This window comes from Rhizobium sp. BK619 (genome assembly GCF_014195245.1).
Lineage (GTDB): Bacteria > Pseudomonadota > Alphaproteobacteria > Rhizobiales > Rhizobiaceae > Rhizobium > Rhizobium acidisoli.
On record NZ_JACIBH010000017.1, the window covers coordinates 37,058 to 56,865 of the forward strand.

The following is a 19,808-nucleotide window of genomic DNA, read 5'->3' on the forward strand; positions in this document are numbered from 1 at the left end:
GCCGTCCTGTCAGGGTGGCCGAAGCCACCCTTGAGCCTTTGCGGAAAATGCTATTCGGCGATCGACCATTTCTGCGGGTCGGCCTGGTAGGGGCCGCCGCCCGGCGCCGGCGTCCAGACAAAATCCTTCGCCTTGGTCGAGACGATGCCGTAGCGGTTTGCCACCCAGAGCGTCGCCCAGGGCAGGTTCGTGTTCATCACCTTGCAGACATTCTGGTAGGCCGCATCCCGCTTGGCGCTGTCGGGCTCGGCAAGCGCGCTATCTAGCGCCTTGGTGAGATCGGGCATGCGAACTCTGGCGACGTTCGGTCCGGCCGGAGGGATCTGCTTCTCGTTGAGGCCGACATTGATGCTTCCCGCATCCGGCCCGTTCTGCAGCCCGGCGTAGACCATCTGGAACTGGGCGATATCCGGCGTCGCATTGAGCACGATGCTGTTATAGGTCGGCGCATCGACGGCGCGCGGCACGATGTTGATGCCGACCTGGGCAAGCATCGCCTGGACTGCGGCAAGGACGTTGGTGGCAAGCGGCGTGGTGTAATAGGTCAGAAGCGTGATCGGCTTGCCGCCGTTGATCTGATCCCAGCCGGCTTCCTTGAGCAGTTTCTTGGCCTTTTCGGGATCGTAGGCGTAGGTGTCGATGCCCTGGGGTATCAGCTGTTCGGCGACATAGGCGCAGTTGGCCGGCTTGGCCGCGCCACCATAGAGGCTCTGGATGATGGCATCGCGATTGATCGCATACATCACCGCCTGGCGGACGCGCACATCCTTCCAGATCGGGGAATCATGGTTGAAGCCCAGATAGTTGACGACGAAAGAGTTGCCTTCGATGACCTTGAAGTCCTTGTTGTCCTTGAAGGTCGGCACGTCGTTGGAATCGACATAGGTGAACTGGATTTCGCCGGATCGGAGCGCCGCAATCGCCGCGGCCGGATTGGCGAAATAGCGGTTGATGACGCGTTCCAGTGCCGGTTTGCCACCGCGATAATCGGTGTTTGCGGCAAGCTCGACATATTGATCGGAGACGTATTTGGTGAATTTGAACGGGCCGGTGCCGATCGGCGCGGTGGACCACCACGTGTTCTTTGCCAGCTGGTCGGCCGGTATCGAGGCGAGCGCATGCTCGGGCAGCATCATCACCTTGGTCATCGTGTCGAGAAAACTGCTGCTGGGTGCGCTGAGCTTGATGACGACGGTGTGATCGTCCGGCGTCTCGACGGACGCTATGCCCTTCAGCCGGGCAGCGAGCACCGAGCCGGTCTTCGCATCCATCGCAAGGCCTATAGTGAATTTCGCATCCTTGGCGGTGAAGGGCTTGCCGTCATGCCATTTGGCGTCAGCCAGCTTGAACGTGTAGGCCAGTTGATCCGGGCTGACTTCGTAGGAATTCGCCAGTGCGCCGACGACCTTCTGCAGCTTCTCGTCATAGGTGATCAGCGGTTCGTAGTAGATGCTGAGCCAGGTGAAGCCGGCGGTCGCCGCCAGCGGATTGAAGTTGCCCTGGAAGCCTCCCGGGCCGACATCGAAGCCGCCGGACAGCGTGGCTGCCTGAGCCTGGATTGCCGCGCCGGAAACGACAAGAGCCGGAACGGCGGCCGTCGACAGCAGAGCGCCAAACGCGATGGCGGATAATCTAGACAGTCTTTTCATGCGTTCCTCCCATGTTTGAACTTGTCTTGTTGTTGGCAATTACCCGGGCAATTCCCTCGTAGTGACGATCCAGGCGCCGGCGCGCCTCCTCCAGATCCTTTGCCTCGATCGCATCGACGATCGCCGCGTGATCGCGCCACGTCGCCATCGGATCGGTATTTTCAAGATTGACGAAGTCGGATGCCTTGTAGAAGGCGAGCCAGAAGACATCGATCAGCCGTACAAGCGTTTCATTGTCCTGGCAGCGAAACAGCAGCCGGTGGAACAGCTGGTCGTCTGCCGCGAAGGTTTCACCGCGCTCGGCATGGGCGCGCATTCGATCGACGGTGGCGCGCAATTCGGTGATGTCCGCCTCGCCGATCACATCGATCGTCTTGCCGATCAATCCCACTTCCAGCGTGCGCCGGATTTCGAGCACCTCCTCGATCTGCCGCAGGGCGCCGCCGAGACCGTAAGCGAGGTTGTCGAGAAGCGGCTCGAAGGAAAAGGCCTTGACGAAGATGCCGACACCGCGCCGCGTCTCCAGCACGCCGAGCGATTCCAGCGCCTTGATGCCTTCCCTCAGCGAATTGCGGCTGACGCCGAGCTGGGTGGCAAGCTCTCCTTCCGCCGGAAGCAGGGTTCCGGGCGCAAGGCCATTGTCGTCGATATAGGCGCGCAGGCTTTCCTGCACGGAGACATGCAGCAGCGGTGCGCGCGTCAGCGGCTTCATCGATTTCAATGTCATGCCGGGGTCGCTTTCTCGCATCGCCGATAAAGGATGTCTGCTACATATATACTTGTAGGATATCTGTCAATTGGTCAGGCCGATCGTCGCGAGTCGGGCGCCGGCGTTGCAGCCGGCAAGGCTTCTGAAAACAGCGTCCCGGCGAAAGCAATTTCCGCTTCGATGTCTGGATTGGGCGGTTGAAACACAAGCCAGGGCGCGGTGCTGCGCCCGTTAATGCGCACAACCTGTTCGGGAATGCCGAAAGCCGTGAATTTCATCGATTAAAAGGTGACTAAAAGAATCATCTTATGTTGACAACGGCCCCTCTGCTCCATAGGTTCCGCCCGCATCCGTGAGGTAGGGACCAAGAATGGCGCGTGTTTTTTTGAACGTTTCTAATATTGTATCGCAAGTTTACAGAAATAGCCTGTTTGCCACGACAGCATTGGTCGCGATCGGCATTGCAGCCTCGCCGGCTGCCGCCCAGAGCGCGTCGACAGGTGACACCGCGACGGCATTGAAGCCGATCGTCATTCAAGGTGCAGCCTCTGATAGCAAGACGGACCGGACGTCTGTTACGGCCAAGAACAGCTCGGGCGCGACCAAGATCAGCACGCCGCTCGTCGAAACGCCGCGTTCCATCTCGGTCACCACCGAGAAGGAAATCGAGCAGCGCGGCGCCCAAAGCATCATCGAGGCAGTGCGATATTCGTCCGGCGTGACCACGGGGCCGAACGGCTTCGACCCGCGTTTCGATCAGATCTTCATTCGCGGCTTCAACGTCACGACGGTCGGCGACTATCGCGACAGCTTGCGCCAGCCCTTCATCAATTACGGCATGTTCCGCACCGATCCCTATCAGCTGCAGCGCGTCGAGGTGATCAAGGGGCCGGTCTCCGTTCTCTATGGTTCGGGTTCGCCAGGCGGCCTCGTCAACAAGATATCGAAGCTTCCGACCGAGGAGCCGATCCGCGAAGTCGGCATTACCTACGGCACCAAGGACCGGGTGCAGGGGATGTTCGATTTCGGCGGGCCGATCAGCGAAGACAACGACGATTTCCTCTATCGCATCGTCGGCCTTGCCCGCCGCGGCGACACCAATTTCGACATTGCCGACGACCGCTATTTCCTGGCGCCGTCCTTCACCTGGAAGCCTGACGAAGGCACGACCTTGACGATTTACGGCCTGGCGCAGTCCGACGAGACCGATGCCAATGTCGGCGCAGTCACAACCGAAGCCGGAAAAATTCTCAAGATCAGGCAGAGCGATCCCGACTACGACTACCAGAAGGTCAAGCAGCAACAGATCGGGTATCAGTTCGAGCACGAGTTCGACAACGGCCTGACGTTCCGGCAGAATCTGCGTTATTCGCATCTCGATCTTCGCGCCCGCTACCTTGGAATCTCCAGCTGGACCGGGACCGTCGCGCATCGCAACGCAAGCTCGATCCGGGACGAGATGAATGTCTTCCAGGTCGACAACCAGCTCGAAGCGAAGTTCGATACAGGCCCGCTTGCCCACACGATGCTGTTCGGTCTCGACTATACCAATCTGCAGTCGAACTGGGGCTACGGCATCGGCGCCGTCAACTCGGCATTCGATTTCGATATCGCCAATCCGACCTATGGCGTCTCGGGCGCCACGCCCGACTACAACTTCATCGTTGCCGATGCCGACATGCGGCAGGTCGGTGTTTACGCCATGGACCAGATCGAGGCCGGCAATTGGCGCTTCAATCTCGGCGGCCGCCAGACCTGGGTCAATCAGACGCGTGATACGACCTATCCGTCTTTCGGGTTGAGCCAATCGGAAGATGTCAACAAGAATGCCTTCTCCTGGCAGACCGGCGCGCTCTACCTCTTCGACAACGGCATTGCGCCCTTCGTCTCCTATTCGACTTCGTTCGATCCGGTGACCAACCGGTCGACATCGGGCAAAATCCTTGAGCCGACAGAGGGTGAGCAATACGAGCTCGGCGTGAAGTACCAGCCGCCCGGTACCGATATCCTGCTGTCGGCGGTCGCCTATCACATCGTCGAAAAGAACAAACCAGTGCTGGTCAATGCGCTGACACTTGCCTACGACTCTCTCGGTGAGGTAACGGGAAAGGGCATCGAGCTTGAAGCGCGTGCGGAAGTTGCCGATGGTCTCGATATCATTGCGGCCTACACCTACAATCACTCCGAGGTGACCGGGGGCGACAACGAGGGCAACACGCCGGCCGTGACACCCTCACATGTCGCAAGCCTCTGGGCCAACTATACGTTCCAGGAAACCAATCCCTTCAACGGTCTGTCGATCGGCGCCGGTGTGCGCTACGTCAGCGAGAACTGGACGGATACAGCCAATACGTCGAAGAACCCCTCGAGCTTCTACATCGACGCATCCACCTCATATGATTTCGGCGCGGTCGACAAGAAATACGAAGGCCTGACGGCGGCCTTCAATATCCGCAACATCGCCGACGAGCGCGACACCGTCTGCAACGAAGGCTACTGCTATCTCGGCCAGGGCCGCAACATGACGGGGACGCTGAAGTATCGGTGGTAAGGTAAGGCTGCAGAGCCGAATAGGGCGTCTCGGCGCCCGACTTCGATTGCCGATCATCCCGCCGCCCACCCGGTCGTCGACCTTGACGGTCTGGTGGGTGATGGTCCGTTCTCCTATTGCCGAGGCAAGCTGCTCGGTGCCCCACCGCAGATGGGCATCGTCGGCAGCCTATCTCTCGTGGATTCTCAAGTAGATCGCCCATAGCCACCAACGGGATCTCGTCGAAGCGGCCTGACGCTGCTTGATGCCGCCGCATGGCCGTGCGGCCGGCCCAACCCGATATTCGGCATGATCACGCCGCGGCAGCAATGCGGCCTCGAATTCGCCGGCGGAAGTCTACTGTCTGCGCTATAACCTGCCGGACGGGCGCCATTAAACTTCCCGACCTTGGTCTGCCTCTCATCCGGCTGCCGCCGCCTCCCCCGTTCTGACGGGGCGAAGAGGATATGCCGCGGCCTCTCCGTCTCTCGCCAACGTCTCGCAAGGCACGTCCCTCGCCCCGTCAGAACGGGGGTCCGAAAGACGGGTCGAGACGAGTGGCTCGACCCCGGTCGGTTAGGGTGAGGGGCAGCCATCGGCATCAGTCAAACGGCTGAACGTAAGCCCGCTTGCGACGCCGATTATCGACCATCTTTCATGCCCGCCGGCGCAGAACGATCAGCAGCATCGGGGCTCCAACAAGAGCCGAGATCAATCCGGCGGGGATCTGATAGGGAAAAGCGATCATGCGGCCCATCCAGTCGGCGATGACGAGCAGGGCCGCGCCGATGAGGGCGGAGGCGAGGAGCTGGGCGGCGGGCCGGCGAAGGCCGAGCCCGTGGGCGAGGTGCGGCGCCATCAAGCCGACGAAACTCAAGGGGCCGACGACCAGCGTTGCCGCCGCCGTCATGATCGCCGAGAGACCGAACAGCACCGCGCGTGCGGGAAGGATTCTGAGGCCGAGTTCGCTTGCCGTCTCGGGTCCGAGCTGCAGGAGAGCAAGCCAGCGGCTGGCGAGAAAGGCTACGGCCAGGCAACCAAGCGCAATCAGCAGGGCGCTTGCCGCCACCGCATTGTCGACGAAATAGGTCGAGCCCGCCATCCAGCGAATGAGCGCCAGGCCGCGCGGATCGCCGCTCGCGGCAAGGACGCCGATCCCGGCGTCGAGTATCGCGCCGAGGGCGATTCCCGCCAGCAGCACACGGTTCGGGCCGAAGCCGGAACGCGCGCTCAACAGGAAGATCAGGGTCAGTACAACAAGGGCGCCGCCGCCGGCAAAGGCAAGCTGGATCGTCAGGCCGGGTGCCGCAAAGGCGAACATGGCGGCCGCAACGCCGAGCGTTGCGCCTGCCGATACCCCAAGCACCTCGGGGCTTGCCATTTCGTTTCCGGTCAGCCGTTGCAGAATGAGGCCCGTCACGCCGAGCACGGTGCCTGCGCCGAACGCGGCGGCGACCCGCGGCAGCCGAAGGGGAAGGATCTCGTCCCACGCGGCGGCCGGCAGCCATGTCCAGGCGCCGTCGGGTGCGCGGCCGAAGAAGATTGCGGCGATCGCCAAGGCGATTACCAGGATGAGCAGAGCAGCGAAGGGTGCCGTTTTGTTGTTGATTGCATGTTGGGGTGACGCCACGCCGGGCAGCGCGCGCGAGGCTGTGGCGAGGCGTGGGAGAAGAGCAATCAGAATCGGGCCGCCGAGCAGTGCCGTCACCGCCCCCGTCGGCACGAAGTCGCCTGGAGCAACAAGCTTGATCGCCTGATCCGTCAGGAGCAGAAGGCCGGCGCCTGTAATGGGCGACCAGATCAGCTGGCTGAGGATGCGCCTGGCGCCGGCAAGCCGCACGATCTGCGGAGCGACCAGCCCGATGAAGCCGATGACGCCGACGGCGCTGGTGACGAGCGCGCTGAGCGCGATGGCAATCGCCAGCATCACACTCCGTGCCCATTTGATCGGCAAGCCAAGGCTTGTCGCACCGGCATCGCCGATCTGGCTCAGCGTCAACGGTCTTGTGGCGAGAAGGGCAAGAGCGGTGAGCAGCGCTACTTTTGGCAGCAGCGACATCGGGATCGCCCAGCTTTGCTGCGACAGCGATCCGGCGCCCCAGATGAAGATCCCCGAGAGATATTGATCGTTCATCAGCACCAAGATGGCCGCCGCCGCCCCGCACCAGAGGCCGACGATCATGCCGGACAGGATGAGAGAAAAAGGCGAAAAGCCGTGCCGGGCGCTGATCGAAAAGATGGCGAAGGCAGCCGCGGCACTTCCGGCAAGCGCGACCGCGTCCCGGCCCCATCCCGCCAGTGAGGGAACAGCGAGCATGACCGACACCAGCGCCAGATTGGCGCCGGTGGAAATGCCGAGCGTTGTCGGCGAGGCCAGCGGATTGCGCAGCACCTGTTGCAGGATCGTGCCGGAGAGTGCGAGCGCTGCGCCGGCGATCAGGGCTGTCGCCATGCGCGGCAGTGTCGAATAGAGGAGCAAAAGACGCTCGGCATCATAACCGCCGGTCGCCGCCTTGAGATGGGGCAGCGCCGTCCAAACCTCCAGCACGGCAAGGGCCAATCCGGAATAGAGCAGCAGGCCCGCAAGTGCGGGCGCCCCGAAGTGAGAAAATCTGGCCTTCATCGGGCTGAGGTCTCCAGCGTATCGACGGCCAGGGTCGAAAACCGCAACGCCTCCTGCACCATTCCGAACATCAGAACGCCCGGGATGACCGAGATCCGTTTCCGCTTGACGAAGGGAAGGCTGGTCCAGAGCGGACTCTCGGAAAGCTGCGTCAGCACGTCGGGTGGAAGCAGCGGCGAAACGACGATCAGATGCGCTTCCTGGTCGAGTTCGGCGAGCTGTTCCAGGCCGACCGTTTGAAATCCCCAGTAACTGGCCTCGCCCTTCCAGGCATTCTCAAGGCCGACGCGCTTCATGGCGCCGCTGAAAAGCCCCGGGCCGCCATAGATGCGTGCATGTCTGTTGTCGATGAAGTTGATGACGGCAACCGGAGGCGCAGACAGGTTTTTCGTCCGGTCGCGTAACCGATCGAAAGTGGCGTCGGCATGAGACAGAAATGCCTTTGCTTGCTCTGCCCGTCCGATCATCGCGCCGAGCCGCAGCGTTTCGGCGTAGGAACAGTCGAGCGCCTCGTTGTGTTCGGCGTAAATGGTGAACCGCTCCACCGGCGCGATCTGCGACAGTTTATCGTCCAGTGCCGCAAGGAAAGGGGTGCTCAGAATGAGCGACGGCCGGATGCTGGTGAGGACCTCGAGATTGATCTCCGACGTGGTGCCGAGATCGACGACGCCGGCCGGCATCGTCGGCGCGACCACCCATTCCCCCCAGTTTCTTAAGGAAACGACGGCACGCGGCGTCCGGCCGAGCGCAAGCATTGTCGACGCCAGCCCGTAGTCGAGCGAAACGATCCCGCCGTCTCCGGCACGCACGATTGCGGGTGCGCCGGTCATTGCCAGTGCACCAAGCAGAAAGTCTCGTCGTCTCAAAGCGTCGTCTCACCTGCCTGGACACCGGCAAGCGGCTTGACCATGAACAGGCACGGGTGATCCTCGTGCCATAGCTTTGCGAAGACCTCCGCCCTGATAAAGCCGTTGCGGTCATAAAAGCGCCGCGTCGCCTCGAATTGCGGTTCCTCGCGGTTGCGCGGGGCGAGCGTCTTGACCGTCAGCAACCGGGCACCGGCTTCATGGCTGAAGCGCTCGGCTTCGTCGATGAGATGACGTCCGGCGCCGCGGCCGTGATGTTCGGGGCGTGTCGCGATCAGTGCGATTTCGACGGCATCAGGCAGGTGCGGCTTCAAGGCCATCAGCGCGGTGACGACATCCGCTTCGATATAGCCGAAGACCGGCAGCTCTTCGATCGCCTGGGCGCTCGCCTCGATGACTTCTGGTTCTGAAAACCAGTCGGTCAAAGCCCCCATGATCGATCGGCAGAGCTCCGCCTTGCCCGTCAGGATCTCAACTGTCCTTCCCATTTTTCTCGCTTTTACTCCGTCGATTTAAACTTGACTCCTGTTATCACCTTAAATTAGACACTGCAATCAAATCGTGTACTTTTCCTGCAAAAAGGAGCGCCACGACTGCGTCGACCAGTAACGACAAGCCTGATTTTCCATTTGTAAAAAGGGTACGGGACAATGCAAGCATTGCATCGCGATGTGAATGGAAATGCCGTTGTCAACGCCATGATCGAAAACAAGGATAAGCTCCTTAAGACGATTGAAAGTGTTGTCAAATCAAGGTCATATTCCGAGGATATCTTTCAGGATGGTGTTATTAAAGCTTACGGGGTCAAAACCGATGGTATTCGTTGCCCGATCGGTTACGCCTTTCGGATGGTCTATAATCTCGCACTCGACGAAAACCGCCGCCGCCGGCAGCAGATGAACAACTATAGGTCGATCGACCAGGTGCAGGAGATCACGGCTCCCATCCCCACCGTGCTCGACCAGCTTGTCGCTGCCGAGACCTTGCGCGATGTGCTTGCCTCGCTCGAGGCGCTGCCGAAGCGCACCAACGATGCCTTCATTCGCCACCGCCTCAACGGTGTGCCGCAGAAGGATATTGCCGCCGAACTCGGCGTCTCAAGGACCCTCGTCAACTTCATGATCAAGGCGGCGGAGGAGCATTGCCATCTGGCGATGGCCGAACCCCTCCTGCGCCCCGATCATGCGCACCGGCAGGTTGTTAGCGTCTCGCCGCGTGCAGCGCCTGCTGCAAATCGTTCCACAGCAATTCCGGCTCTTCCAGGCCAACGGCGAAACGAACCGTCTGCTCGCTCACGCCGAACCGGATGAAAGAGGTCATCCGGTCTGGGATTTGCAGCGCCACCTTGGCGGGGACCACCAGCGTTTCCGGTCCCCCCCAGCTGACGCCGAGGCGGATGTCGCGAAGGCTATTCACAAAACGTGCGACATCGATGTCGGGATTGAGGTCGAAGGCGAACAGCCCGGCATAACCCGATAGCGTCGCCCGCCCGGGATGATCTTGAAAGGCCGGGTGGCGCACGCGCGCGATCGCCTGATGCTGTTTCAGCCGATCGGCCAGCAGAAGCCCGCTGCGTTCATGCTCCTTGAGCCGCACACGCAAAGTGCGCATGCCGCGCAGTAGCAGCCAGGCCTCGAACGGAGCAAGCTTGGCGCCGACATAGGGATATGAGGTCGAGTTGATCCTGGCGATGGCCTCCTTCGAGCCGACGACGACACCGGCGACCGTATCGCTGTGGCCGCCGAGATATTTCGAGGCGGCGTGAATGACGATATCGACGCCATGCTGGATCGGTTTCTGAAAAAGCGGTGTTGCCCAGGAATTGTCGATGATGGTGGTAACGCCCGCCTCCTTCGCCATGGCCGACAGCGCCGCAATGTCCTGCAGCTCGAAGACGAAGGATGTCGGGTTTTCGAGATAGAGCAGCTTGGCGCCTGACAGCGCCTTGCGGACCTCGTCGTGATCGGCGGGATCGACGAAATCCACGCCGACGCCGAGCCGGCCGAGCAGCTTGACCAGAAGACGGTAGACATCATTGTAGAGATGGCGGACCGCAACGACCCGGTCGCCGGCCTCTACGAGGCTCAGAATTGTCGAGGTGATGGCGGCCGTCCCGCTGGAGAAGGCGCGTCCATCCTCCGCGCCCTCGAGGCGGGCGACCAGCAGTTCGAATTCGCGGACGGTCGGATTGTCGCCGCGCGAATAGATGTAGTTGCGCGTACGGCCTGCGAAAACATCCTCCATCGCCTCGAAACTGTCATAGGTGAAGAGCGAGGTCTGGAAGATCGGCGGCGACACGGCGTTGAATGCCGCCGGATCGACAGGGGTGAAGAGATCGTCGGCGACCGCGTGGGCGCCGAGATCGTGCGGGTTGATCGACTGGTTCATGGTCATCCTCTCATGGACAAAAGCTGCGATAGGGACGGATGGAGGTCGGATGGCCGGCGGTGCGCTGCCGGAGTGCACCGAGCGACCTCAGCAGGCAGACGGCCGACAGCAGGCCGGTCAGGGTGGAGGCGAGGAACATCGCGGCCAGCAGGCCCGAAAAACCGAAGAAGGGCGGCAGGAGCGCAAGCAGCGGAAACAGCAGATAGCCGTTCTGCGCCAGGCCAATGGCAACCGCTGCTTTCGGTCTGCCCTGCGCCTGGAAGAGGATCAGCACGGTCTGCCGCAGGCCGAACAGCAGGAGGGGAAGATGGGTCGCGATGATCGCCTGCCCTGCGATCCCAATCACGGCCGCATCGTCGGTGAAGAACGAGGCAAGCTTTTGGGAGAAGACCAGCGCGATCAGCCCGTAGGCGCCGCTCACCGCACTGGTGACCGCTGTCAGGATGCGGGTTGCCGACAGCACTCTCGCCATATCGCCGCCGCCCCAGGCAAAACTTAAGATGGATTGGGCGCCAAGCGAGAGACCGATAACGGGAAGTGTTCCGACGGCAAGCAGGCGCAAGGCAATTCCGATGCCGGTAATGCCCGCTTCTCCGTGATAGGCGCCGGCAAGCGATACCAGGATCGCAATGGCGCCTGCCGTAGTAAGGCTGGTCAGCGTCGTCGGCGCGCCAATTGCAAGGACAGGCCTGAGATAGCGGATATCTGCCAGCCGCCAATCAAGCGTCAGCCGGACGATTCCAAGCCGCCTGGCGTGGTAAGCGCCATAGATGGAGAGCGCGACGAGCTGGGACAGGATGGTGGCGATTGCCACGCCCTGCAGGCCGAGACCGAAGCCGAAGATCATGATCGGGTCGAGGATCATGTTCAGGGCAAAGCAGGCGACCAGCGTCCACATGCTGAAGCGGGCGTTACCCTCCGCGATCGCCAGGAAATCGAGAATGATCTGCGCCATCGTCAGCGGCACCGAGAGCGCGATGATCATGAGATAATGCTGTGCGAGCGGCTGAAGGGCAGGCGTGGCGCCGAACAGCAGCAGATCCGGAAATGCAAGGAGTGCGATAGTGCTTAACGCGCCGAAGGCGATACCGGCAGCAAGGCTGATCGAAGCAATAGTTCCGGCCTGTGGCCGGTTGCCGGCTCCGAGCAGCCGCCCGACCTCGGTTGCGACGCCGACGCCGATGCCTTCGCCGAAAGCGGCAATCAGCATCAGGATCGGCAGGACGATCATGATCGCGGCGATCTGGTCTTCGCCGATCATGCCGACGAAGATCATGTTGATCGTGTGATGGGCGGCATTGATCGACAGGCCGAACATGGCCGGCAGCCCGAGCCGCAGCAGCAGCCTGAACAGGTGCGGGCTGGCAAGATCCTCAGGCGCAAGCCGCCGTTTCCGCAGGCTGCCACTCATCTCGCTCATGTCGTTCATGATGCGGGTACCCAGAGATGGTCGCCGAAGAAGCGCTCGCGGGTCAGCATGACGAGCAGCGCCCGCTTGTGCGGAAAATTGAAATGCTTGACCTTGGCAAAGCCGGAGCGATCGAGGTTGCGGATCTGCTGCTCGTGACTGGCGCGCGGCTCGCCGACGATGCGCTTCGTGCGCGGATCGTCGAGGAAAATGAAATGCATCAGCGAGGGAAGCCATGCGCTGATCCATTTCTTGCCGCGATAATCGGGCTCGCCGATCGCCACATGCCAGCCTCGGTCATAGTCGTCGGCATCGTAGAAGGGACCGAGCCGGTTTTCCTTGGCCCAGTAGACTTCGAAATAACCGAAGGGAATGTCGGCGAAACTGCCGATCAGCGGCAGGACATGCGGATCGGCGATCCGCTCCTCCAGGATCTCCCGGTGCTTGTCGAGCGAGCCCGCATCCTCCCAGATCGTGTTGACCTGTTCGTCGTTCATCCAGCGGTGAAAGATGGCAAGATCGGTCTCGGGGTCGGCGACCCGGAAGCTGATATCGCGTTCCAGCCAGGGGATGAAGCGCTGATAGACCGTGCCCTTCGGCTTTGCCGGCCGGCGCGGATGATAGCGGCCCGCGGTCATCTCCTGCACGGGCGGCAGCGGATAGGTGAGCTGCGGCAGCCAGAGCGACGGCCATTGCCAGAGGATCTCTGCATCCAGCCTGCCGCCGACGCCCGAAATATGCGGCGGGAGGCTCGCCTGATGCCCCTCGAAGACGATCGATCTGATCGAGCGATCTTCCGCCGTCACGGCTTCGGCGGCCGCCATCAGAAGCTCGGCCGACCGCGCGGGATCGCCGTGGTAGAAGGTCAGCGTCGCGGTGCCGGCCTCGACCTCGAATGCGGCCTCGTGGTGCCCGTGGGCGGTCTTCAGATGGATGAGATTGGGTGCGAGGCTGATGTAGCTGCGCGACTGCAGAACGCGCCTTTGTTTGGCGGCGTCGAAATCCATGATGTTCTCCTTGACCGACAGGGCTTTTGATGTGGCGAGCATGAAGCCCGCTCTTGTGCTGTTTTGGTAGAATGACGATCCATCTCCGGCCCGATTTAGGGTTGGGAGAAGAAAAAAATTCTCAGCAATTTTCTAAACCGCAGCCATCGGGATCCGTCATTTGCGCATGACATCCATCTCTGCAGGAGCTTCGAATGGACAATCTTGAGCCTCGCGACGATCTCTGGATCGCCGTCATCGACACCGAGCGTCACTACTCGGTCTGGCCGCAGGACAAGCAGATTCCCACGGGCTGGGAGCCGGTCGGCTTTGCCGGTTCGCGCCAGGAATGCCTGGCCCATATCCGCGGCGTCTGGACGGACCCGCGGCCCCTCTCGCTGCGCTCGGCAATGTCAGGCGATGCGCGTCTCTGAATAACGTCCGGATCCCCAAGATGAACAAGCAAATCACCAATTTCGCCGATGCTTCCCCGACCGATGCTGCAATGGATGCGGTCTTCGAGAGCTTTCCGCTGACGATCGCGCAGAAGCGCATCTGGTCGCTGGAACAGATCGGCAATTACACCGTCTTCCCCGACCAGATCATCGGGCTGCGATTGAGCCCTGCGGTCGACGTCGAGACGCTTGCTGCGGCCTGCCGGGCGCTCGTGGCGCAAAATCCGTCGCTTGCCAACCGCTTCCGCCGGCTGGCCGGCGGCCGCATCGAGCAATATCGCGGCGCATCGAACGCCGTGCCGATCGAAATCCTCGGCAAAGACGGCATAGCTCTTTCAGAGCCGGATGCCCTGGCTGCAAGGAAAGCCTTCCGCGACAAGCGCTTCGATCTGCTGGAGGGGCCTGGCGCGCGCATCCAGATCATCCTGCTTGCCCAGAGGCAGTGGCTGCTGACGATCGTGCTGCATCCGATCGTCTGCGACGAGCACGAAAAATCCGTTCTTGCCGGGTCGCTGGCGCGAATTCTCGATGGCGAGCCCGTTAGCGACATGCATCCGGTGGAAATCTCGGCCGGGACGCGGGAGGCGGATTGGCTGGAGACGGACGAGGCGCGGGAAGCGCTTGCCTATTGGCGCGACACCATCGGTCTCGACTATGCGGCCTCGACCTTTCCCACCCGGTTCAACAGCGGCGGGCTGGCAGGCGTGGCGCGCGCGCAGCATCGATTTTCGCTCGAGCCTGACCTCTGGAGCAAACTCGAACGGCATGCGGGGGGGAAGGGCGTACCGGTCGAGCGCGTGCTTCACGCTGCCTTCTGCGCGCTGTTGGCACGCTACAGCGGCAACTACGTTTTGCTGACCGGCCTTCTCGTCGCGCGGCCCTATAAGGAGCATTTCGCCAGCCGCGGCCGTGCCGAGCAGGTGCTCCCGCTTATTTTGTCGCTGACCTCGAAACATGCCCTCGACGATGTCATCGCGGCGATCTCGTCGGCGAGCGAAGAGGGGCAGCGCCGGCTCCTGCCGCTGGAACGCATCACCCAGGAACTGGTCGTCGACGAGGCCGCCGCCCAGGAAGCCGTGGTCAAGGCGCTGTTCGAATTCCGCAGACCCTATGCGCTACCCAGCCAGTCCACAAATCTGGAGCCGCCGGGTGCCCGGGCCGACAGCGAGCTTTCGCTGGTGGTCGAGGCGCATTCGGCTGGTGTATTCGCGCTGATCGACTACGCGCAGGACCTCTATGACGGCGCCTTGGTTGCGCGCATCGCCAGGCATTTCGGCCTCGTGCTCGAACAGATGGCCGCACAGCCGAATGTGCGGATCAAGGATATCGAGCTGGTGGGCAGCGAAGAGCTCGACTGGTTGTCGGCGCCTTACGAGGATGATGTCGTCAACGACGACAGGCCGGTGCATGAGCTGATCGCAGCCCATTCGCGCCGCACGCCTGAGAAGACCGCGATCGTCTACGGTAACGAGGAATGGAGCCATGGCTGGCTGGAGGCGAGCACCAACCGCCTCGGACATCGGCTGCGGCAGCTTGGCGTCCGCGCCGAAGTGACGGTCGCCATCTTCATCAAGCGCTCGCCGGAGGCGATCGTCGGCATTCTCGCGACGCTGAAAGCCGGCGGCGCCTATATTCCCGTCGAGCCCGACCATCCGCCGGTGCGCAACCACCACATCCTGCGCGACGGCGGCGTCAAAATCGTCCTGACCCACAGCTGGCTGCGTCATCGCCTGCCGGAAGAACTCGACGCCATTATCCTCGAACTCGACAAGATCGACCTCGACGGAGAGCCGGATATGCCGCTCTATATTCCCACGCACAAGGATCAGCTCGCCTATGTCATGTACACGTCGGGCTCGACCGGATTGCCGAAGGGCGTCGCCGTCGAACACGGGCCGCTGACCCACCATCTGCAAAACACCTCGCGTGTCTATGGCATGAGCTCGGAATCCCGCGAGCTGCCGTTCCTGCCCTTCAGCTCGGATGGCGGCCATGAGCGGTGGATGAACCCGCTGATGGAAGGCGGCAGCATCATCCTTCCCGATCAGCCGCTCTGGACGCCGGAAGAGACATTGACGGCGATGCGCAAGCATGGCGCCAACAATGCCAGCATTCCCACAACCTATCTGCAGCAACTGGCGGAATGGGCTGACATTACCGACGGTGCGCCGCCGATGCGGCTTTACTCCTTCGGCGGCGAAGGGCTTGCACAACCGACCTTCGATCTTCTGTCGCGGGCGCTGAAATCGGAATGGCTGATCAACGGTTACGGACCGACGGAAACCATCATGACGCCGATGGTCTGGAAGGTGAGGGCCGGCACGAAGTTCCAGGGCGTCTATGCCCCGCTCGGCCGTGCCGTCGGGCTGCGGCGCGTCTATGTGCTCGATCCCGATCTCAATCTTTGCCCGATCGGCGTCACCGGCGAACTCTACATCGGCGGCGAGGGCATCGCGCGCGGCTATCTCGGCAAGCCGGATACGACGGCCGATCGCTTTATTCCCGACCCGTTCTCCAAGGAGGGCGGCCGGCTTTATCGCTCCGGCGACCTGACGCGTTGGCGTGAGGACGGAACCGTCGAATTCGTTGGCCGCGTCGACCACCAGGTGAAGCTGCGCGGATACCGTATCGAGCTCGGCGAGATCGAAGCAGCCCTTCTCCAGCAGCCCGGTGTCGGTGAAGCGCTGGTCGTGTTGCGCGATGACGATGCCGGCGAGAAGGCGCTGGTCGCCTATGTCGTTCCGAAGAAGGACGAGACGTTGAACGTCGAGACCGTCCGCGCCGGCCTCGAACGCAGCCTGCCCTCCTATATGGTGCCGGCGGCGGTGGTCGAACTGGAAAAGATGCCGACCAATCCGAACAGCAAGCTCGACCGCTTCGCGCTGCCCGCACCAAAGCCGGTCCGGCGCGAAATCGTCGAGCCGGCGACCACGCTCGAAGAGGAGGTGCTGGATGTCTGGCGCCAGGTTCTCAAACTGGAAGCGATCAGCGTCGAGGATAATTTCTTCGCGATCGGCGGCAATTCGCTGGGCGCGATCCGCATCCTTTCGCAGCTCCGGCAGCGCCGGCCGAAAACGCCGCTCATTGTTGCCGATATCTTCAACAACCCGACTATCCGCGCCTTCGCCGGCGTGATGGAGCAGGGCGCCGAACGGGATCTGTCGGAGGTGATCGTGCTGCGCGCGTCCGGCGCTAAGCCGCGGCTCTATTGTTTCCCGGGGCTTCTCGTCAGCACCCGCGAATATGTGAAGCTCGTCGATTATCTCGGCGCCGACCAGCCGGCGACCGGCTTCATTTGCCATTCGCTGTCCGAGAAGAAGGAAGTGGGCGCCCCGATCGAAGAGATCATCGAGAGCTATGTCGATCATATCAGGACCCATAGCAAGGGCGCACCCTGCACCTTCCTCGGCTGGTCCTGGGGCGGGCTTTTGGCCTATGAAGCGGCCCGCACGCTCGGCAACGAGGTCGACGTCAGGATGATGGCGATGGTCGACGTTTGCGATCTCGGCTCGGAATTTGCGATCGGCGCCAAGCCGCGGTTTCGGCCGGGCGAGCGCGATGCGCTTCACCGGGACGTCGAGGGATGGCTGCAAAAGACGGAGATGCGTCCCGAATGGGATCGGCTGCTGTCGACGATGGATGCCGATACCTACGATCAGTTCCTGCGCTTCGTCGGCGACGAGAAAGACCCGCTTCCGACCGACGGGCCGGATATCAGCAGCCGCGAGCATACGTTCTGGGTGCTGATCGACAATGCCCTGATCTTCCGCAAGCACCGGCTCGTCCCTCACGATGTGCCGATCTATCCCTGGGCAGCCGACGACAGCCTTAACCGCGGCCTCAACCTGATCGATTGGCGCCGGCTGTCGCCGCGGGCGCATGCGGCCGAAATCATCACCGGCACCAACCATCTGCACATGATCGGGTCTCCCGCCTTCCATTCAAGGCTTGCCCTGCGTCTCAAGGAAACAGAGAAGGATTTCGCATGACCGTCGCTTTTGCCCGCAGGGACGCCCTCAACGAGCCGCTGGATGTTGCCGGCATCGGCATCGGCCCCTCCAATCTGAGCCTCGCCTGCCTGCTGGAATCGGTGCCGGAGGTCCGCAGCCGCTTCTTCGAGCGGCGAGACTCGTTCGACTGGCATCCCGGCATGATGATGCCCGGCGTCGAGCTGCAGTCGTCTTTTCTGAAAGACCTCGTCACCCCGGTCCTGCCGACCAGCCGCTGGTCCTTCGTCTCCTATCTGGTGGCGCATAAGAGACTGTATGCCTTCCTGAATGCCAATTACGACGCCGTTCCCCGGCAGGAATTCGCACGTTACCTCGCCTGGGTCGCCGAGGGTGTGGCAGGTTTGCGCTTCGCGACGGAGATCCGCGACGTCGAGCACCGCGACGACCGCTTCGTCCTGCGCTTCGACAACGGCCAGGAGGAAGCGCGCAACCTGGTGATCGGCACGGGTTCCTCGCCCTTCGTACCCGACTGGGCAAAACCGTTTCTGGGCGCCGATTGCTTTCATAACAGCGAGGCCAAATCGCGTCTGCGCGATCTCGGCGCCGGCCGCATCGTCGTGGTCGGCGGCGGTCAAAGCGGCGGCGAGGTCGTCGAAGCCTTGCTTGCCGATCCCGGCTCGATGAAAGAGCTGACTTGGATCAGCCGGCGGCACAATTTCGAGCCGATCAACGACACGCCGTTTTCAAACCAGGTCTTTTCGCCGGAATATGTGCAGGCCTATCTAAAGCTCGGCGGCGAGCAGAAGCAGGCCGCCTTGAAGAACTCGATCCTGACCAGCGACGGCCTGTCGATTTCGACGATTCACGCGATCTACCGCCGTCTCTATGCGTTGCGCTACCTCGAGCCGGGCATACTCAATGCAGCTCTGGCGCCAAATCGCGACGTGATCCAGATGGAGCGGAACGGCCATGCCTACCGGCTGATCGTTCGGAACCAATTCGATGGCGGGATCGAGGTGCTTCACGCGGATGCGGTGGTGCTCGCAACCGGCTACCGATTCCAATTGCCGGATGCGCTCGCCTCGCTGGGTGAACGGATAGTGCTCGACAGAAACGGCTATCCGATGCTCAATGACGATTACACCATGCAATGGACAGGCCCGAGGGCAAACCGGCTGCTGGCGCAGAATGCCGGTCGATACTCGCATGGTATCGCCGACTCTCAGCTCAGCCTGATGGCCTGGCGCAGCGCGACGATCGTCAATACGCTTCTCGGCCGGCAGCATTTCGACGCAGAACCGGACAACGCGCAACTGGCCTGGGCGACGGAGACGGCGTCGGCAATGCCGCATCAGCTCCGGGCCAGCTATTCGGACGGCATGCTGTCGTCCTGAAATAGCCGTGTCGAAATGGGGGGGAGCCCGGATTGGCAGCAGGCAGCCAGCGCGACGACGTGCTGGCCGCCGCTTTCGATGAGACGGTGGTGCCATCGCCGATCGCGATCGCCGCCGACCATAACGGGGACGCCATCCTTCCAGGCAAAAGCGATGTTGCGAGGATCCTCACGCAGCCCGACGCCCAGCGCCTTCAGATGGCTCTCCTTGAGCGTCCAGAGCGCGACAGCCGCTTGCGCGCGTTCGCCGGCAGGCAATTCCGCGAGCCAGCGCTGTTCGTCTCTGCTGCAATAGCTCGCCACTGCCGCCTCTTCGATCTCGACGTCGATGCGTTCGCAGTCTATTCCGACGTGATCACATCCTGAAGCGACAGCGACCGTCACCAGCCCGTCAGCATTGGCGAGGCTGAATTGCGGCACATCACGCCCCTCGAGCCGCAGCTTTCCGTCCTTGTCCGGAGACAAGGCCAGCTTGTCTGGCGCTGTCCCGATAGACAAGCTCAAAAGCCGCCGCAGGAGGTAGCGGCCGGCCATGAACGAGGCTCGATCGCCTTCAAACCGGTAGGTCGCCGCCCGATCCCGTTCCTCCTGTGAAAGCGACTCCATCCAGCGATTCCAGCGGCGTTTGTTGCTGGAATATTGCCAGAGCGCGATTTCAATTCCGGCAGGGTGATTGTCCGATTGCTGCATAGGTCCATTATCTATCCTCAACACCGCGTCGCAAGCACCCGATCGTATCGAGAGGTTCAGCATGGATTATTTTCGCTCGCGATGGCTGTTTTTCCGCAGGATTCCAGTAACTTGAGGTCGTGACGTCGTGAATTGAACGCGGAAGTAAATGTCTGCGCAAA

At 61.9% G+C, this 19,808-nt stretch carries 14 protein-coding genes and 1 pseudogene; 6 read left to right on the plus strand and 9 right to left on the minus strand.

The window, feature by feature from the left end:
• Positions 1-50 precede the first annotated feature (50 nt).
• Entirely contained in the window at positions 51-1,649 is a 1,599-nt protein-coding gene (locus tag FHX14_RS28505) for an ABC transporter substrate-binding protein (RefSeq protein ID WP_184380227.1), read from the minus strand.
• Complete coding sequence (locus FHX14_RS28510; protein WP_184380229.1) at positions 1,633-2,376, minus strand: FadR/GntR family transcriptional regulator; 744 nt, start codon at positions 2,374-2,376, stop codon at positions 1,633-1,635. Before FHX14_RS28510 ends, FHX14_RS28505 begins: the two co-directional genes overlap by 17 nt.
• Positions 2,377-2,728: 352 nt before the next feature.
• Between FHX14_RS28510 and FHX14_RS28515 the strand changes: the two genes are divergently transcribed.
• Positions 2,729-4,909 (plus strand): TonB-dependent siderophore receptor, encoded by a 2,181-nt coding sequence (locus FHX14_RS28515; RefSeq protein WP_184380232.1) that lies wholly within the window; start codon positions 2,729-2,731, stop codon positions 4,907-4,909.
• Between the two features lie 45 nt (positions 4,910-4,954).
• Positions 4,955-5,285 (plus strand): annotated as a pseudogene (locus FHX14_RS33215) (hypothetical protein).
• A 258-nt stretch (positions 5,286-5,543) separates the two neighbouring features.
• On the opposite strand, the gene fhuB reads toward FHX14_RS33215, so the two are convergent.
• The 3 genes from fhuB to FHX14_RS28530 are packed head-to-tail and all read right to left on the minus strand — an operon-like array spanning position 5,544 to position 8,865.
• Positions 5,544-7,511: a Fe(3+)-hydroxamate ABC transporter permease FhuB gene (gene fhuB, locus FHX14_RS28520; RefSeq protein ID WP_184380234.1), complete on the minus strand. Its 1,968-nt coding sequence runs from the start codon at positions 7,509-7,511 to the stop codon at positions 5,544-5,546.
• The gene (locus tag FHX14_RS28525; RefSeq protein ID WP_184380236.1) at positions 7,508-8,341 is read right to left on the minus strand and encodes an iron-siderophore ABC transporter substrate-binding protein; all 834 of its coding nucleotides are present in this window, start codon (positions 8,339-8,341) and stop codon (positions 7,508-7,510) included. Before FHX14_RS28525 ends, fhuB begins: the two co-directional genes overlap by 4 nt.
• Before the next feature lie 32 nt (positions 8,342-8,373).
• Positions 8,374-8,865 (minus strand): GNAT family N-acetyltransferase, encoded by a 492-nt coding sequence (locus FHX14_RS28530; protein ID WP_184380238.1) that lies wholly within the window; start codon positions 8,863-8,865, stop codon positions 8,374-8,376.
• Positions 8,866-9,027: 162 nt separating this feature from the next.
• Here FHX14_RS28530 and FHX14_RS28535 point away from each other — a divergent pair, with 162 nt between their 5' ends.
• Complete coding sequence (locus FHX14_RS28535; protein ID WP_184380240.1) at positions 9,028-9,687, plus strand: sigma-70 family RNA polymerase sigma factor; 660 nt, start codon at positions 9,028-9,030, stop codon at positions 9,685-9,687.
• On the opposite strand, the gene FHX14_RS28540 is transcribed toward FHX14_RS28535, so the two are convergent.
• The 3 genes from FHX14_RS28540 to FHX14_RS28550 are packed head-to-tail and all read right to left on the minus strand — an operon-like array spanning position 9,578 to position 13,180.
• Positions 9,578-10,765, minus strand: coding sequence for a PLP-dependent transferase (locus tag FHX14_RS28540; RefSeq protein WP_184380242.1), 1,188 nt, complete (start codon positions 10,763-10,765; stop codon positions 9,578-9,580). The two genes, FHX14_RS28535 and FHX14_RS28540, sit on opposite strands and share 110 nt — an antisense overlap.
• 10 nt (positions 10,766-10,775) lie before the next feature.
• Positions 10,776-12,194, minus strand: coding sequence for an MATE family efflux transporter (locus FHX14_RS28545; protein WP_184380244.1), 1,419 nt, complete (start codon positions 12,192-12,194; stop codon positions 10,776-10,778).
• A complete protein-coding gene (locus FHX14_RS28550; protein ID WP_184380470.1) occupies positions 12,191-13,180 on the minus strand; it encodes a GNAT family N-acetyltransferase in 990 nt (329 codons plus the stop codon). Before FHX14_RS28550 ends, FHX14_RS28545 begins: the two co-directional genes overlap by 4 nt.
• 194 nt (positions 13,181-13,374) lie before the next feature.
• On the opposite strand from FHX14_RS28550, the gene FHX14_RS28555 reads away from it, so the two are divergent.
• The 3 genes from FHX14_RS28555 to FHX14_RS28565 are packed head-to-tail and all read left to right on the plus strand — an operon-like array spanning position 13,375 to position 18,958.
• The gene (locus tag FHX14_RS28555; protein ID WP_184380246.1) at positions 13,375-13,593 is read left to right on the plus strand and encodes an MbtH family NRPS accessory protein; all 219 of its coding nucleotides are present in this window, start codon (positions 13,375-13,377) and stop codon (positions 13,591-13,593) included.
• A 20-nt stretch (positions 13,594-13,613) separates the two neighbouring features.
• On the plus strand, positions 13,614-17,603 hold the full coding sequence (locus tag FHX14_RS28560) for a non-ribosomal peptide synthetase (protein ID WP_184380248.1): 3,990 nt from the start codon (positions 13,614-13,616) through the stop codon (positions 17,601-17,603).
• Entirely contained in the window at positions 17,600-18,958 is a 1,359-nt protein-coding gene (locus FHX14_RS28565) for a SidA/IucD/PvdA family monooxygenase (protein ID WP_184380250.1), read from the plus strand. The genes FHX14_RS28560 and FHX14_RS28565 overlap by 4 nt, the downstream gene beginning before the upstream one ends.
• On the opposite strand, the gene FHX14_RS28570 is transcribed toward FHX14_RS28565, so the two are convergent.
• On the minus strand, positions 18,931-19,647 hold the full coding sequence (locus FHX14_RS28570; protein ID WP_184380252.1) for a 4'-phosphopantetheinyl transferase superfamily protein: 717 nt from the start codon (positions 19,645-19,647) through the stop codon (positions 18,931-18,933). The genes FHX14_RS28565 and FHX14_RS28570 overlap by 28 nt on opposite strands.
• Between the last annotated feature and the right edge of the window lie 161 nt (positions 19,648-19,808).

Coding starts and splice junctions, on each gene's coding strand:
- FHX14_RS28515 (WP_184380232.1), top strand. CDS start 2,729: ATGGCGCGTGTTTTTTTGAACGTTTCTAATATTGTATCGCAAGTTTAC.
- FHX14_RS28550 (WP_184380470.1), bottom strand. CDS start 13,180: ATGGATTTCGACGCCGCCAAACAAAGGCGCGTTCTGCAGTCGCGCAGC.
- FHX14_RS28560 (WP_184380248.1), top strand. CDS start 13,614: ATGAACAAGCAAATCACCAATTTCGCCGATGCTTCCCCGACCGATGCT.
- FHX14_RS28525 (WP_184380236.1), bottom strand. CDS start 8,341: ATGACCGGCGCACCCGCAATCGTGCGTGCCGGAGACGGCGGGATCGTT.
- FHX14_RS28570 (WP_184380252.1), bottom strand. CDS start 19,647: ATGCAGCAATCGGACAATCACCCTGCCGGAATTGAAATCGCGCTCTGG.
- FHX14_RS28540 (WP_184380242.1), bottom strand. CDS start 10,765: ATGAACCAGTCGATCAACCCGCACGATCTCGGCGCCCACGCGGTCGCC.
- FHX14_RS28530 (WP_184380238.1), bottom strand. CDS start 8,865: ATGGGAAGGACAGTTGAGATCCTGACGGGCAAGGCGGAGCTCTGCCGA.
- FHX14_RS28535 (WP_184380240.1), top strand. CDS start 9,028: ATGCAAGCATTGCATCGCGATGTGAATGGAAATGCCGTTGTCAACGCC.
- FHX14_RS28565 (WP_184380250.1), top strand. CDS start 17,600: ATGACCGTCGCTTTTGCCCGCAGGGACGCCCTCAACGAGCCGCTGGAT.
- FHX14_RS28545 (WP_184380244.1), bottom strand. CDS start 12,194: ATGAACGACATGAGCGAGATGAGTGGCAGCCTGCGGAAACGGCGGCTT.
- FHX14_RS28555 (WP_184380246.1), top strand. CDS start 13,375: ATGGACAATCTTGAGCCTCGCGACGATCTCTGGATCGCCGTCATCGAC.
- FHX14_RS28505 (WP_184380227.1), bottom strand. CDS start 1,649: ATGAAAAGACTGTCTAGATTATCCGCCATCGCGTTTGGCGCTCTGCTG.
- FHX14_RS28510 (WP_184380229.1), bottom strand. CDS start 2,376: ATGACATTGAAATCGATGAAGCCGCTGACGCGCGCACCGCTGCTGCAT.
- fhuB (WP_184380234.1), bottom strand. CDS start 7,511: ATGAAGGCCAGATTTTCTCACTTCGGGGCGCCCGCACTTGCGGGCCTG.